Below are 13770 nucleotides of genomic sequence, written 5' to 3' on the forward strand. Positions count from 1 at the left end.
ATTGTCGTGTTTTTGAGTGTTAACAGTATATCTTTGTCGTGTTTGGGGTGGTTAGTATTGTTTTAGATGTTCAGTGAATACGCAGCACCGTGCTTTTCACAGAGGCCCATGCGCCAACCATCACAAGTACCACCCAAACCAGGATTAGTCCCAGTGCGGTAATGCCATTGGGCTGCTCAAAGCGGAAATCACGATCAAATTCGCGAATGAATGTGCCCGCAGCTTCGTCGGCCAAGCCCATGGCACCGCTCACCACCGCATAAGCCAAACCAAAGGCCACCAGCGCCAGGCTGACTGACCACCACAATGTGGGGCGGCCCACTTCAGTGTCGGTTGCGCCCAGCGATTTCAGCACATGCACTTCAGCCTGGTTACGAATCAATTGCAAGCGCACGGTATTGAATGTCACCACCAGCACCATGCCGGCAATCAGCACTGCCAAGGCCATGGCAATAATTTGCGTGCCGTTCAATACCGATTGCAGTCGGCGAACCCATTGCGCGTCGTACTGCACATGCTCCACACCCGTGAAGTTTTGCCACTGCGTAATTTTATTTTCGATGGCTTGTGTGTCGGTGGTGGCATCCACTTCCAGCACCACCACCACGGTGTAGGGCAGGGGGTTTTCAGGCAAGGCCTCGGCCAGGTCAGGGGTTTGGCTTTGGGTGCGCAAACGTTCCATGGCTTGTTCAGGCGTCACAATATTCACACTGTCCAGATCGAAATCGCGTTTCAATTGCGCGGCTGCGCTTTTCACTGAATCAAGCGTGGCATCGGGTTTGAAATACAGGCTGATTTCAGGGTCGCCCACCCAGCGGTCCATGCTGGGCACAATGGCGCTTAGGCCTTGTGCAATGGTCCAGGGCATGGCCAAAGCAATGGCCAGCACCAGGGCATTGAACAGGTGGCCAAGTGGCTCATCAAGCCAAAGCTTTAAACCGGCAGAAATTGAAAACCACTGCAAACGTAACCAACGCATGTGTTGTCTCTTAAAAGTGGATCAAGCCCCGTAGGCCTTGTTCAGAAAGTCTTTGGAAAAAGTTTGTACGCCAGCTTCACGCCCACCGTTGTGCGACAAATCGGCGGGGGCTGGCAGCACCGCGCCTTCGCCCAGTTTCAGGCGGTGGGTAACACGGTTGAACCGGTGCGCTTCGTGGGTGGCCACAATAATGGTTACACCGGCACGGTTGAATTCTTCAAGCAGACCCACCACCCGGGCGGCCGACTCATCATCAAGCTGGGCTGTGGGTTCGTCGGCCAACACCAGGGCAGGGCGATTCACCACAGCGCGCGCAATTTGCAAACGCAGTTGTTGCCCGCCCGACAATTCACTGGGCAACATGCGGTCGGTGTGGCTTAAGCCCACACGGGCCAGGGCGGCTTTTACTCGGCTTTGAATGTCGGTCTCGGAAAGACCCACCACGCGCAGGGGCAGGGCCACGTTGTCGAAGCAACTGCGGTTGTGCAGCAGTTCAACGTCCATACCGGTGTAGCCCACATTGCGGCGGTAGTGCGCGCGTTCGCGGCGATTCAGGCGCGCGATCGAGCTTTTGCCCACCAGAATATCGCCTGTGCTGGGTTGCTCGAATGTGGCCAGCAAGCGAAGAATGGAGCTTTTGCCAGCGCCAGAATGGCCTTCCAGCAAGGTGAACGAGCCCTTGGGTAGCTGAAAGTTCACGCCCTTCAAGGCGGCGTGGGTGCCGTACTTCAAGGTGACGTTTTTAAATTGGATCATGCGGTTTGATTTCCGTCGGTGTCGATGCCAACCAATGCGTTGGCAAATTCTCGGGGGCTGAAGGGGCGTAAGTCGCCCAGTTTTTCACCCACGCCGATAAAGGCCACGGGTACGCGGGTGCTCATGCTCATGGCGGCCAGAATGCCACCTTTGGCGGTGCCGTCTAGTTTGGTGACCACCAGCGCAGTCAGGGTCAGTGCATCGTTAAATGCCTTGATTTGCTGCAGGGCATTTTGACCATTGGTGGCATCAACCACCAATACAATTTCGTGCGGTGCGTCCATCTTGGCTTTGCCCAGCACTTTCTTCACCTTTTTCAATTCTTCCATTAGATGAATTTGCGTGGGCAGGCGGCCTGCGGTGTCTACAATCACAATGTGGCTGTTGCGGGAAATGCCCGACTGCACCGAATCAAAAGCCACGGCTGCGGGGTCGCCGCCTTGCGCGGAAATGACATCGACACTGCTGCGGTTGGCCCACACATCCAGCTGCTCGCGTGCGGCAGCACGAAAGGTGTCCCCAGCGGCCAACAGAACGGAATAGCCAATTTCGGCGTAGTGGTTGGCCAGTTTGCCAATGCTGGTGGTTTTGCCGGCTCCGTTCACACCCACCACCATCATGACCAGGGGGCGGGCGCGGTCTACGCCCATGCTGGTTTCAAGGGGGCGCAGCAAATCAAATACCGCATCGCGCAACACAAGGCGCACTTCCTCCGGGCTGGTCAGGCCTTTCTGGTACACCGTGTCCCGCACCTTCTGCATGAGCAGTTCAGTGGCGGGCAAGCCGCAGTCGGCCAGTAGCAGGCGTTCTTCCATTTCTTCGAAAAAGGCTTCGTCGACCTTTTCGCCGGTGAACATGGAGGTGAGGCCGGAACGGGTTTTGGTTAACCCCGATTTCAAACGACCAAGCCAGTCCTGTCTCTGCCCAGGAATCTGCATGTAAAACTCCAATTGAGGAAACTAAGCGGTGTGAACGACTGTCACACAGCGAGATGTTGAATGACTTATTCTACCATTGAGCTTAAAACGCACGTTTGCTGTAAAAGGTGTCTTGAATGATAAAAACAGGTTTTCAACTGAATCGCCGTTGTGTGGCACTGCTTGGCGGCGCTGCGCTGCTGGCTTCCAGCATGTTGCCTTTGGCCCATGCGGCCGATGGCGATATAACTGAGTACAAATTGAACAATGGTTTGCGTGTGGTGGTGAAGGAAGACCACCGTTCGCCCACTGTGGCGCACATGGTGTGGTACAAGGCTGGCTCGATCGACGAGTACAACGGCACCACGGGTGTAGCCCACGTGCTTGAGCACATGATGTTCAAGGAAACCAAAAACCTGAAGGTGGGCGAGTTTTCCGAAACCGTGGCCGCCTTGGGTGGCCGTGACAACGCCTTTACCAGCCGCGACTACACCGCTTATTTTCAGCAGTTGCAGGCCAAAGACTTAAGCAAGGTGATGGCCCTTGAAGCCGATCGCATGGCCAATTTGATTCTTAGCGAAAGCGAGTTTGAAAAAGAAATCAAAGTGGTGATGGAGGAGCGCCGCTACCGCACCGACGACAAGGCCACCGGGAAGCTGTACGAGGCTTTCATGGCAACGGCTTTTATGGCCAACCCCACGCGCACGCCGGTTATTGGCTGGATGAGCGACCTTGAAGCAATGACTTACAAGGACGCGCGCAAGTGGTACGACACCTGGTACACCCCGCAAAATGCGGTGCTGGTGGTGGTGGGCGATGTACAGCCTGCCCAGGTGAAGACCATGGCCGAGAAAACCTACGGCAAGGTAAAACCCAAGAAGCTGGAAGAACGCAAGCCGCAAGAAGAACCCAAGCAGGAAGGCATACGCCGCGTGCAGGTGAAGGCACCCGCTGAAAATCCCTACCTGATTATGGGTTTCAAGGTGCCGAAGTTAAACGACGTGTTGAAAGACCGTGACGCCTATTCTTTGGCTGTTTTAAGTGCTGTGCTTGATGGTTATTCCGGTGCGCGCCTGAATCGCGAACTGGTACAAAACCAGAAAGTGGCCCTGCAGGCCGGTGCCAGCTACGACATGACGGGCCGTGGCCCTTCGCTGTTTTACCTGGATGGCGCACCTGCGCCTGGCCAAACTGTGGAGGCCTTGGAAAAGGCGCTGTTGACCCAGGTGAAAAAGGTGGCTGATGAAGGTGTCAGCGAAGCTGAGCTGGCGCGTGTAAAAGCCCAGTTGATTGCCAGCCAGGTGTACAAGCGCGATTCCGTGTATGGGCAGGCGGTTGAAATTGGCCAGAATGTGACCATTGGTTTTGAGGTGGACGACATTGACCGAATGATTGAGCAAATTAAAACTGTGACCGCGCAGGAAGTGCAGTACGCCGCGCAAAAATTCTTCGATCAGGATCAGTTGACTGTGGGTACCTTGTTCCCGCTGCCAATTGACCCCAACAAGAAAGACGCGCCGCCCAAGGGCTTGAGTCATTAATGCGCCACTAAGTCATTACACAGGAAGCACAAGCATGTTGAGTAGCAAAAACAAAGTATTTATTCGCGGCCTGTTTGCCGCAGGTGCCACCGCAGCCGCCGTGTTTGCAGCCCCGGCCAATGCCGCTTTGCCCATTGAAAGTTGGACCGCAGCCAGCGGTGCGAAAGTGATGTTCATGCGCGCCGAAGCGCTGCCCATGCTCGATGTTCGCGTGGACTTTCCGGCAGGCAACCGCGCCGACCCCAAGGGCAAGGAAGGCTTGGCCAGCGCCACTGGCGACATGATTGGTCGCGGGGCTGTAGGCCTTTCCGAGAATGAAATTGCCGATGGTTTTGCTGACACCGGTGCTCAGTTCTCCGGTGGTGCCAGCAGCGATTCAGCTGGTGTGCAATTGCGCACACTGACCTCCGAGCCCGAGTTTTCAAAAGCAATTTCCCTGATGAAAACCGTGCTGCAAAAGCCGGTGTTCAATGGCGATATTCTGGCGCGTGAAACAGCCCGAAGTGTGGCTGGCCTGAAAGAGGCTTTGACCAAACCCGACACCTTGGCCGACCGTGCCTTTGCCAGTGCGCTGTACCCCAACCACCCCTATGGCACCCACACCACCGAGGCCAGCCTGAAGGCAATTACTTTGGCCGATGTGGAGCAGTTTTATAAAACCCGTTACCTTGGCAACAAAGCGGTGGTGTCGCTGGTGGGCAATATTACCCGCGCACAGGCTGAGCAATTGGCCAATGACTTAACTGCCGGTTTGCCCAAGGGTGAGCTGCCAGGTAACCCCCTGGGCGGTACTGATTTTCAGGAATTGCAAGCGGCCATGAAAGGCCAGACCATTCAAATTGATCACCCCGCTGCCCAAAGCCATATTTTGATGGGCTTGCCCGCCATGCGCCGTGGTGCACCGGATTACTTCGACCTGCTGGTGGCCAACCATATTCTGGGTGGCGGTGGTTTTGTGTCGCGCCTGATGGATGAAATTCGCGAGAAGCGCGGGCTTGCATACAGTGCTTATTCTTACTTCATGCCAGCCGGCGATGCAGGCCCATTCCAGGCGGGTGTTCAAACCAAGAAAGAGTCCACCGCACAAGCTGTACAAATCATGCGCAAAACCATTCTGGACTTTATCGAGAAAGGCCCCACCCAGGCTGAATTGAATGCAGCCAAGCAAAACCTGGTGGGCGGCTTTCCCCTGCGCATCGACAGCAATAGCAAGTTGCTGGGCAATATTTCAATGATGGGCTTGCACGGTTTGCCTTTGGACTACCTGGACAATTGGACTAGCGAGATTGAGAAGGTGACGGTTCAAAGCGCGCGCGAGGCCTTTGCCAAACACGTGAATGCCGAGAAATTGGTGACTGTGGTTGTGGGCGGAAAGCTTGAGTAATTTAACGTGAGTAAGCTCAGGATTATTGGCGGCGCTTGGCGCAGGCACATGCTGCCCATTGCCCCTGTGGAGGGCTTGCGGCCCACACCCGACCGTGTGCGTGAAACCGTGTTCAACTGGCTGGGGCAAGACTGCACCGGCATGGCAGTGCTCGATTTGTATGCCGGCACGGGCGCATTGGGCTTCGAGGCTGCATCGCGCGGGGCGGCCAGCGTGGTGCTGGTTGAGCAGCAACGCAATGTGGTGGCCCAGTTGCAGGAAAACAAAGCCTACCTGTTGTCCAAGTGGCCAACTGCAGAGGGCAGCCCACCTTCCATTCAAATTGAAGCCAATGATGTGTTGGCTTGCCTGAAGAGGCTGGCTGGTGCTGGAAAGCGTTTCGATTTGGTCGCGCTTGACCCGCCATTTCGCAGCGAATTGATGCTGGCCACCTTGCCCTTGATCAAGGCGGTGCTCAAACCCGGCGGGCTGGTGTATGCCGAATGGCATGAAAACCTGTTCTCAGACCCGACCGTTCTGTGCAAGGCGTTGAATGTTCAAGAAATTGATGCTTTGCGTCATTTAAAAGCGGGCCAAGTGCATGCGCATTTGTTCGCCCTGCCTGCTGTGTGATACAAAGCGTGGATAGAGCAGTATCACGCGAATAAAACCCTTTGATATGGAGATCAGCGATGCGCATTGCTGTATATCCCGGAACATTTGATCCGCTTACCCGTGGCCACGAAGATTTGGTGCGCCGCGGCGCGAAGATTTTCGACAAGCTGGTGGTCGGTGTGGCCGACAGCCCCAACAAAAAACCCTTTTTCTCCATGGATGATCGCGTTCAAATTGCGCGTGAAGTACTCAGCCATTATCCCAATGTGGAAGTAAGTGGTTTTCGCGGTTTGTTGAAAGACTTTGTTCGCGAGAACAATGCCAACGTGATTATTCGCGGTTTGCGCGCGGTCAGCGATTTTGAGTACGAGTTTCAAATGGCGGGCATGAACCGCTATTTGCTGCCCGATGTGGAAACGATGTTTCTGACACCCTCGGATCAATACCAGTTTATTTCCGGCACCATTGTTCGGGAAATTGCTTCCCTGGGCGGCGATGTCAGCAAGTTTGTATTTCCATCCGTTGAACATTGGTTGAACCAGAAGTTGGGACTGATCCCGCAGCAGGTGGTCAACAAGTAAAGTGAGCGTATGGCCTTAATCATCACCGATGAGTGTATTAATTGCGACGTGTGCGAGCCCGAGTGCCCGAACGGCGCAATTACCATGGGTGAAGAAATTTACGAAATAGACCCCGGAAAGTGCACCGAGTGCGTGGGGCATTTCGATGAGCCGCAATGCGTGGTGGTGTGCCCGGTTGAATGCATACCCAAAGACCCGGCTCACCCCGACACCCAGAAACAATTGCTGGGCAAGTTTTTCAAGCTGCACCCCGATAAAACGCCTTATTTGCCTAAAGTTAGCGATTGAGCGCAACTGCAGAAGCAACCCCCTTCGTCTTATTATCGAATTCCCCTCTGATTGTTCAAAAAGCCGTTTCTATAATTAATTCTTATAGAACTGGACTTTGTACGACATTTGTCGTACATTTTTGGAATATCTGTGGGATATACATTCGCAAAGAAAGAAATTTTGTCAGCGCTTAAAAGTGGCAATTACCAGCACGAGTCGCTTTTAGAGCCCGACGCTTGGTTTATCAGTGTTCATAAATAGATCTGGATTGAGTCATGAAACTGTTCATTGATGGCGAAAAAAGCCGCGCAATTTGTAATCACTGCAAGGACATAGTCTCTGTTACCTTTGTGCGCCGGGATGTACCATTTAGTGATAGAAAAGGTGCCGCTCAAGATATTCTGGTGGGTGTGTGTGATGTATGTGATCAAGTGGTTTCAATTCCAGCGCAGTCCACCCCGGCCATTTCTGAATCAAGGAAAAAAGCGCTGAAGTCGATTGAAGTGCGATTGCCCGCGATCTATCTGGACGTGCTGGATTTGGCCGCTTTCACTCTAGAGCCTGAGTCAACTCCAGAATTTCGCAAAGATTTGGTCTGTTACTACATTCATGATTTGGCCCAAGATCCGAATCGGCTTGAGCGGGTATTTAGTGCGCACAAGCTTTCGGTTGTGAATTTCTCTTCAAAGAAGTCAAAAATTCCGAGCAAGCGATTGTCGATGAAAGTTTCTGGAAAATTGAAAGCGGAGCTCCAACGTCTGGAGGTAGAGACTGAACTGAGTACCACAGATCTTTTGAAGTCTGTGGTGTGTGATATTCAGCGTGAAGTTTTGGAAAAACCGAAATCAAGTAAAATAAAAACCTTGCAGTTTCTGGCATCAGTTGCTGTTTAAGGTATCCCTGTCTGAATTGGACACAACACCAAACTCGAGTTCTCTGCAGGGTGGTCGTTCAACACCCTGAACCAGCCCTCCTGCCAGGCCCAGTAAGGCTTGTCTTCCCGAATCTTGGTTTCACCTGCTTCGCAATTCAATTCACGAACCTGTGCCTCGGCGGGAATGCCTTCGCTGCCCTGTATGGTTTCGGGTTGCAATTCAAGCAAACTCTCTGATGCTGTGTAGTTCATGTTGAATGTCCAGGCTTGGGCATCTTCATGGGTGTAGGTCCATTCCGCCTTGTTCATTGACCAGTCTTGGGCGGGCAATCCACCTTCAAATTGTTGGGCAGAAAATGCAGCCTGGTGAGTTTCAGGCAAGTCGTCGCGACGAATATAAGTGCGAAGATTGTCACCATTCAATTTGATGAAGGGCGCGCCTTCGCCATTGTTGGCTTGCAGAATTCGAAGCGCCAGAAAATCCTGTTCAGCCGAACCCGTCCAGGGAAATCCGTTCCATTGACCATCCAAATCGATCTTCAGTTTTTTCAGAATAATCTCGCGCATGGCGCCTGCTTCGGTTTGCGCGTTCATGGCCAAATACAACTGATTGTTTTCTTGTGGGGTTTTTATGCCCAAGCGCCAACCAAGGTTGAACTGATTTTCTGTGCTGTTGCTGCCCAGCTGAAATTTAAGCTGTTCAATTTTCCCGTTGATTTCTTGTTGGGCTGCGGTGTTGCGCACAGTGAACTGCGCCTGTTCCAGCTCCAGTTTTTTCAGGTTGAGATTTGGCGTGAAAAAGCCAGGATTGGCTACCTGTGTGCTTTGCCATGCGCGGGCAGCCAGCGCCACCGGAAGAACCGGTGTGCAGTCCAGATTAATTTGGGTGCAATCTGCTTCTTTTTCTGCCTGAACGGCCAAGCCTTTCACGCTCAGTGACTCAACCTGGATTCGCCCTTGCTTGATGGATTCGAAGGCGTTCATGCCCAGCCTGATCAACGCCAGTTGCAGGTTTTCCTTGCGGGTGGGGTCGTCGATTTCTATTTCAGAAATGATGAGTTGTGGTTTCAGGGAAAGTGCAAGCACCACGCGTTTTACGTCAATACGCTGGTCGGGATACTGGTTACGAACGCTGTTTAGCTTGGGTTCCCAAACAAAGCGGGGCACCACCACGCCGTGGGACAACATGATGCCCAGCAGGACGATCACAAAGGCGAGAATGGACAACTTCAGGGCTTTGGACATGGCGTGGTGCAGCGAGTTGAAACTGCTAATACCGTAGCACAGAAATGAGACTGCCAAAAAACAAGGCCCCGAAGGGCCTTTGTTTAAACGTTGGGTTAGACGTTGAACAGGAAGTTCAGCACGTCCCCGTCTTTCACCACATATTCTTTGCCTTCGGCCCGCATTTTGCCAGCTTCCTTGGCTCCGTTTTCGCCTTTGAACTGAATGTAGTCGTCGTACGCAATGGTTTGGGCACGAATAAAGCCGCGTTCGAAATCGGTGTGAATGACACCCGCGGCCTTGGGGCCCGTATCGCCAATCTTGATGGTCCAGGCACGCACTTCTTTCACGCCAGCGGTGAAATAGGTTTGTAAGCCCAGCAGCTTGAAGCCAGCGCGAATCACACGGTTCAAGCCTGGCTCGGTCATGCCCATGTCGGCCAGGAATTCCATTTTGTCGGCGTCGTCAAGATCAGCAACTTCAGCTTCAATGGCTGCGCACACTGCAACCACAGGCGCATTCTGTTTGGCTGCATATTCTTGCAGGCGCTCCAGGAACGGGTTGTTCTCAAAACCATCTTCAGCCACGTTGGCCACGTACATGGCTGGCTTGGCAGTGATCAGGCCAAAGCTTTTAATGGCAAACAATTCCTCGGGGTCCAGGCCGAGTGCGCGCACCGGTTTGGCTTCGTTTAACTGGGCTTCACAGCGTTGCAAAATAGCCAGAATTTTTGCGGCTTCTTTGTCGTTTGCGCGGGCCTGTTTGGCATAGCGGTGAACCGCTTTTTCAACGGTACCCATGTCAGCCAAACACAATTCGGTTTCAATGGTTTCAATGTCGGAAAGTGGATCGACTTTGCCATTCACATGAATCACATTCTCGTCTTCGAAGCAGCGCACCACATTCACAATGGCATCGGTTTCGCGAATATGGGCCAGAAACTGGTTGCCCAAACCTTCGCCTTTGGACGCCCCGGCCACCAGGCCTGCGATGTCTACAAATTCAACCGTGGCGGGCAAAATACGCTCGGGTTTTACAATGTCGGCCAGCTTTTGCAGGCGCTCATCGGGCACCTCAACCATGCCCACGTTGGGCTCGATTGTGCAGAAGGGATAGTTTTCTGCAGCAATGCCCGCTTTGGTCAGCGCGTTGAACAGGGTAGATTTACCGACGTTGGGAAGGCCAACGATGCCGCATTTGAGAGTCATGAGAATTCCTAATTAAATCAAGGCACAACCGAGCCCAACGTGGGCAAGGTTGAAGTGCCCGACATCGCAACTGATGTTCACCGATGGGTATTCGAGTGCCGAAGCAAAACAACACAAAAAACCGCTGTTTTTTAACAATTTTGTGTCTGTTTTGTAGCCAATATGCCTATTGTAACTCTGTCTGAAGCACTTCTTGAGCGCACCCGGTGTGGTCAGCGTCAAATCCTGAGAGACCGCGTTTTGTGCGGGTTTTGCGTTGTTGTGGGCAAGCGGGTGATCTCCTTTGCAGTCGCCACCAGTTGCCGAGGTGAGCAGGTGCGAATCACTTTGGGTCGCTGGCCTTTGCTGTCGGTCGATCAAGCCAGAGCCAAAGCGCTTGAACTACTCCGTGATTGCAGAAGGGGTCTGAAACCCACCAAAACGGCTTCCGCTGCGTTGCCAAGTGTGCGGGCTATGTTGGGTGCTTACGTTAAAGCGAAAGCTCTGAAAGCGTCTAGCCACGGGCGTTATGAAAGCCTGCTGAAAACCCATTTCCCGCAGTGGTTTGATGTGCCAATTGACGCGTGGAGTGGTCGCGGGTTTTCTGAGGCTTGTCAGTCTTTCTCTTCAACTAGGGGAGCCGCGTTGGTTGAAACTGGGCGTGGATTGATTGGTGCGTTGATCAAGTATGCGAATGCTGTTCACGGTTTGAAGATTCAAAATCCATTTCACCAACTTGCGGCTGCTGGCTTATTGCCACCACGAGCAAAACCCAGGGCTAGGCGATTGCAAGAGGCAGATTTACCGCAGTGGTTTGAAGCAGTTTCACGCATTCCAGATACCCAGCGGGATTACCTTTTATTCGTGCTCTACACGGGCTTGCGAAGGACGGAGGCTACCAACATACTCCGCGAGCATTGCGACCTCACCACGGGCGTTTTACGCGTTCCTGACACCAAAACGGGCAGGCCTCACGCATTACCCATCACGCCCGCTATGAGGGAAATTCTTGAACGTCGATTTGCAGCCACCGCCGATGAAAAGATTTTTGGTGGTATGAGCGCAGAGCATGTTTCAAGCATGGCTGAAAGGGCAGGGGCTCCGCGATTCATGTTGCATGACCTTCGAAAAATGTTCGCAACCGTGGGAGAAAAAATTGGCGTGCGGGAAACCGTGTTGAGGGGGTTGCTCAACCATGTAGCCAAGAAGTCGGACACGTTGAACAGACACTATGTGCAGTTGACCGTGGGCGATTTGGGTGTTGATTTGCAGAGGGTTCAAAACGAGCTGCAACGCATTGCACAGGCTTGAGTTTGGGTGTGTATCATTGCGTTGATGGAAGCGCGCCAAACCCCCTCATAATCGCTCCAAATCGGTTTCCGTAGCGGGGGTGAATTGTGGATCATTTTGAGGATGGGTAATGGCTAAAACTGAGGTTGAAGAGGTGCTTGGCGCACCGATAAACCCTGAGCTTTCGGAATACGCGCAGAAGTTGAGACGGAACCTGCTGACCTTCAGTGCGGTATACGTTTTTTGCTGGCTAACTGGTGTGAAATTAGACCCCACATCCGCGTTCTTCGGCATCAAGCTAATTGGGTTGAATGAGCAGCAATTCAGCATAGGGACGATGATAATCAATGCCTACTTGCTGATCCATTTCGGATGGTATGCATGGGAAGCCGTGATGGAATGGCGTATTCGATTGACGGGGACAAAAGTCGCATTTCAAACTGGGTCAACCTTTGGATCTGAGGCCGCAGATTATCCCGGTGAACCCAGACAGTCTAATTTGTATTTTTGGTGGGTCGGCACTGAAAAGCGGTTGCAAAGAACAAAGAGCGCGGTAGATGATTTTCAGGTTCGATTAAAGGCTATCGAGAATGAACTGGTGGAACAAAATGAACATTCGCCAACGGTAGACCGCAGCGGATTGATTCGAAATATTGGACAAGTGCCAAGCGGTCTTGCAGAGATTCGTGCTCATTTTGATGCGATAGATCGTGCTTTGAATATAGGTCGAGTTCAGGAGTCACTGAAGCGTTTCGATGGATGGTTCAAGCTGATGCTGAAGTCGCAAAACTTGCGAACGATTTCCGTTGATATTGCGTTACCGTTACTCACAGGGATTGCGGCAACCGGGTTGAATGCGTTTAGCTTGTTTTGCCAGTGACACGTGAATCGTAACGGTTACCTGTGCCCTATAAGGTTAAAAAGTTAGAGAAGGAATTTTTTACTCTGGGTGGGCATCACAGGTAAGCGGATTTCTTTAAGGGGGGTAACCTACCCGTAAGCGATGACACAGTATATGCATCACTAGTATGGAAGAGAGGTTGCTGCTTATAAGGTATGGTTACTACCCATCGTTCTTTTACCTGTTCTTCTACTCTATTTGCCTTAACAGTTGATACGAGTAATACAGTTTTAATACAGTTGATACAGTTAATAGGGTTGAGAGTGAGAAATAGCCTTGAAAGCCCATTCAATAAAGGGTTTCAGAATTTTGATACTGAAAAAATTGACCCGTTATTTTGCAAACGCGTGGATTTGAAACCCCGTGAGCGATTTTTCAATGCCTCTCTGGTTGGACCGTTTTCATAGCTCGATCCTTGCCTTGCCCAGTTCGTTCCGTCTTTGTAGCTCCGTTGATTTACCTTCAGCTTTGGCAATGAGAAATGGTGGGCAAGCGTCTCAAGCTTGAATCCCCCCGGGGACAGCACTTGCGCTAATTCGCTGCCTCGAACCCCAATCTCGAATCGCGCTCGCCAATCTTGGCGTTCCAAGTCCACCAGCTTGCCATTGATTGTCGATCGAGTCTTCACATAAAAATGAAAATACAGATCGGGCACGGCTTTGTTAGCTATTCGACATGCGTTTTTCTCACCGACTCGGAGGTTAAATCCTTTCGCAGTTAGTTCCGCGACACTATCGATGTTCACACCTTCGGTCTCATCAGTCATTTTGTGCTTTCTTTGTCTGTAACTAATCAGCGGTTTTCCCGAGAGTGATCCGAAATTGGGCTTGCGACTTAAGAAATACGCAATCGCCTCCCCAAGCGCTAGTTTTTGTTTTTGCCCTGACATATGCATCCAGTTCTTTAAATGGATGTCGATACCAAATTCGATGTAGCAGAAACCCTTGAACTCACAAGTTCGCCAACGGTTGATGTAGTTCAAGAATAATTCCACATCCCGAATGCTGCGCGGCTTGTGGATGGTTACCGTCATGGCAAACATCTTTCGCCCCTCTTTGGTGATCGCATCTACGTAATAGGTGAGACCGGTCGTGGTCACAAATTTATTGAGGGCTTCATTGGCCAAATTACCGATGTCTGCACCTTCGGGCATGTAGATGTCGAACTTCACCATGTCGATGAATGCAACAGGTCGAGCGTAAAGCGGGAGGTTAATCTGATTCGTTAAATTGGCAGGCTGGAATGGGGGCGATTTGATGCGCATAGGTTGGA

14 protein-coding genes are annotated in these 13770 nt (G+C 52.1%); 8 read left to right on the plus strand and 6 right to left on the minus strand.

Annotation, left to right across the window (positions count from 1 at the left end; translation table 11 throughout):
* Positions 1 to 70: 70 nt before the first annotated feature.
* Genes FRIGORI9N_RS01360 through ftsY form a run of 3 tightly spaced genes read right to left on the minus strand, consistent with a single transcriptional unit; the run spans position 71 to position 2673 of the window.
* A complete protein-coding gene (locus FRIGORI9N_RS01360; protein ID WP_159568122.1) occupies positions 71 to 979 on the minus strand; it encodes an ABC transporter permease in 909 nt (302 codons plus the stop codon).
* A gap of 21 nt (positions 980 to 1000) precedes the next feature.
* On the minus strand, positions 1001 to 1735 hold the full coding sequence (locus tag FRIGORI9N_RS01365) for a cell division ATP-binding protein FtsE (RefSeq protein WP_159568123.1): 735 nt from the start codon (positions 1733 to 1735) through the stop codon (positions 1001 to 1003).
* Positions 1732 to 2673, minus strand: a complete 942-nt coding sequence (ftsY, locus tag FRIGORI9N_RS01370; protein ID WP_159568124.1) for a signal recognition particle-docking protein FtsY — start codon at positions 2671 to 2673, stop codon at positions 1732 to 1734. Before ftsY ends, FRIGORI9N_RS01365 begins: the two co-directional genes overlap by 4 nt.
* Before the next feature lie 116 nt (positions 2674 to 2789).
* On the opposite strand from ftsY, the gene FRIGORI9N_RS01375 reads away from it, so the two are divergent.
* The 6 genes from FRIGORI9N_RS01375 to FRIGORI9N_RS01400 all read left to right on the plus strand — a co-directional run bounded on the left by FRIGORI9N_RS01375 (position 2790) and on the right by FRIGORI9N_RS01400 (position 7915).
* A complete protein-coding gene (locus tag FRIGORI9N_RS01375; RefSeq protein WP_159568125.1) occupies positions 2790 to 4193 on the plus strand; it encodes a pitrilysin family protein in 1404 nt (467 codons plus the stop codon).
* 34 nt (positions 4194 to 4227) lie between these two features.
* Positions 4228 to 5577, plus strand: coding sequence for a pitrilysin family protein (locus tag FRIGORI9N_RS01380; RefSeq protein WP_159568126.1), 1350 nt, complete (start codon positions 4228 to 4230; stop codon positions 5575 to 5577).
* 6 nt (positions 5578 to 5583) lie between these two features.
* A complete protein-coding gene (gene rsmD, locus FRIGORI9N_RS01385; protein ID WP_236550775.1) occupies positions 5584 to 6189 on the plus strand; it encodes a 16S rRNA (guanine(966)-N(2))-methyltransferase RsmD in 606 nt (201 codons plus the stop codon).
* A gap of 59 nt (positions 6190 to 6248) precedes the next feature.
* Positions 6249 to 6752 (plus strand): pantetheine-phosphate adenylyltransferase, encoded by a 504-nt coding sequence (coaD, locus tag FRIGORI9N_RS01390; RefSeq protein WP_159568127.1) that lies wholly within the window; start codon positions 6249 to 6251, stop codon positions 6750 to 6752.
* A 9-nt stretch (positions 6753 to 6761) separates the two neighbouring features.
* A complete protein-coding gene (locus FRIGORI9N_RS01395) occupies positions 6762 to 7040 on the plus strand; it encodes a YfhL family 4Fe-4S dicluster ferredoxin (protein ID WP_159568128.1) in 279 nt (92 codons plus the stop codon).
* Positions 7041 to 7297: 257 nt separating this feature from the next.
* Positions 7298 to 7915 (plus strand): hypothetical protein, encoded by a 618-nt coding sequence (locus tag FRIGORI9N_RS01400; RefSeq protein WP_159568129.1) that lies wholly within the window; start codon positions 7298 to 7300, stop codon positions 7913 to 7915.
* Here FRIGORI9N_RS01400 and FRIGORI9N_RS01405 read toward each other — a convergent pair.
* Positions 7912 to 9198: a hypothetical protein gene (locus FRIGORI9N_RS01405; protein ID WP_159568130.1), complete on the minus strand. Its 1287-nt coding sequence runs from the start codon at positions 9196 to 9198 to the stop codon at positions 7912 to 7914. The two genes, FRIGORI9N_RS01400 and FRIGORI9N_RS01405, sit on opposite strands and share 4 nt — an antisense overlap.
* A 38-nt stretch (positions 9199 to 9236) precedes the next feature.
* Entirely contained in the window at positions 9237 to 10328 is a 1092-nt protein-coding gene (gene ychF / locus FRIGORI9N_RS01410; RefSeq protein ID WP_159568131.1) for a redox-regulated ATPase YchF, read from the minus strand.
* Positions 10329 to 10490: 162 nt separating this feature from the next.
* On the opposite strand from ychF, the gene FRIGORI9N_RS01415 reads away from it, so the two are divergent.
* The gene (locus FRIGORI9N_RS01415) at positions 10491 to 11618 is read left to right on the plus strand and encodes a tyrosine-type recombinase/integrase (protein WP_159568132.1); all 1128 of its coding nucleotides are present in this window, start codon (positions 10491 to 10493) and stop codon (positions 11616 to 11618) included.
* Positions 11619 to 11727: 109 nt separating this feature from the next.
* The gene (locus FRIGORI9N_RS01420) at positions 11728 to 12477 is read left to right on the plus strand and encodes a hypothetical protein (protein WP_159568133.1); all 750 of its coding nucleotides are present in this window, start codon (positions 11728 to 11730) and stop codon (positions 12475 to 12477) included.
* Positions 12478 to 12799: 322 nt separating this feature from the next.
* Here the strand turns inward: FRIGORI9N_RS01420 and FRIGORI9N_RS01425 are convergent, their stop codons facing one another.
* Complete coding sequence (locus tag FRIGORI9N_RS01425) at positions 12800 to 13762, minus strand: hypothetical protein (RefSeq protein WP_159568134.1); 963 nt, start codon at positions 13760 to 13762, stop codon at positions 12800 to 12802.
* Between the last annotated feature and the right edge of the window lie 8 nt (positions 13763 to 13770).

Origin of the sequence: Limnobacter sp. 130, from assembly GCF_902506325.1 — a bacterium.
Classification (GTDB): Bacteria; Pseudomonadota; Gammaproteobacteria; order Burkholderiales; family Burkholderiaceae_B; genus Limnobacter.

Excerpts from the sequence above, each read along its gene's own strand:
- coaD (WP_159568127.1), top strand. The coding sequence starts at position 6,249 with ATGCGCATTGCTGTATATCCCGGAACATTTGATCCGCTTACCCGTGGC.
- FRIGORI9N_RS01380 (WP_159568126.1), top strand. The coding sequence starts at position 4,228 with ATGTTGAGTAGCAAAAACAAAGTATTTATTCGCGGCCTGTTTGCCGCA.
- ftsY (WP_159568124.1), bottom strand. The coding sequence starts at position 2,673 with ATGCAGATTCCTGGGCAGAGACAGGACTGGCTTGGTCGTTTGAAATCG.
- FRIGORI9N_RS01400 (WP_159568129.1), top strand. The coding sequence starts at position 7,298 with ATGAAACTGTTCATTGATGGCGAAAAAAGCCGCGCAATTTGTAATCAC.
- FRIGORI9N_RS01365 (WP_159568123.1), bottom strand. The coding sequence starts at position 1,735 with ATGATCCAATTTAAAAACGTCACCTTGAAGTACGGCACCCACGCCGCC.
- FRIGORI9N_RS01395 (WP_159568128.1), top strand. The coding sequence starts at position 6,762 with ATGGCCTTAATCATCACCGATGAGTGTATTAATTGCGACGTGTGCGAG.
- FRIGORI9N_RS01425 (WP_159568134.1), bottom strand. The coding sequence starts at position 13,762 with ATGCGCATCAAATCGCCCCCATTCCAGCCTGCCAATTTAACGAATCAG.
- FRIGORI9N_RS01375 (WP_159568125.1), top strand. The coding sequence starts at position 2,790 with ATGATAAAAACAGGTTTTCAACTGAATCGCCGTTGTGTGGCACTGCTT.
- ychF (WP_159568131.1), bottom strand. The coding sequence starts at position 10,328 with ATGACTCTCAAATGCGGCATCGTTGGCCTTCCCAACGTCGGTAAATCT.
- FRIGORI9N_RS01415 (WP_159568132.1), top strand. The coding sequence starts at position 10,491 with ATGCCTATTGTAACTCTGTCTGAAGCACTTCTTGAGCGCACCCGGTGT.
- FRIGORI9N_RS01420 (WP_159568133.1), top strand. The coding sequence starts at position 11,728 with ATGGCTAAAACTGAGGTTGAAGAGGTGCTTGGCGCACCGATAAACCCT.
- FRIGORI9N_RS01360 (WP_159568122.1), bottom strand. The coding sequence starts at position 979 with ATGCGTTGGTTACGTTTGCAGTGGTTTTCAATTTCTGCCGGTTTAAAG.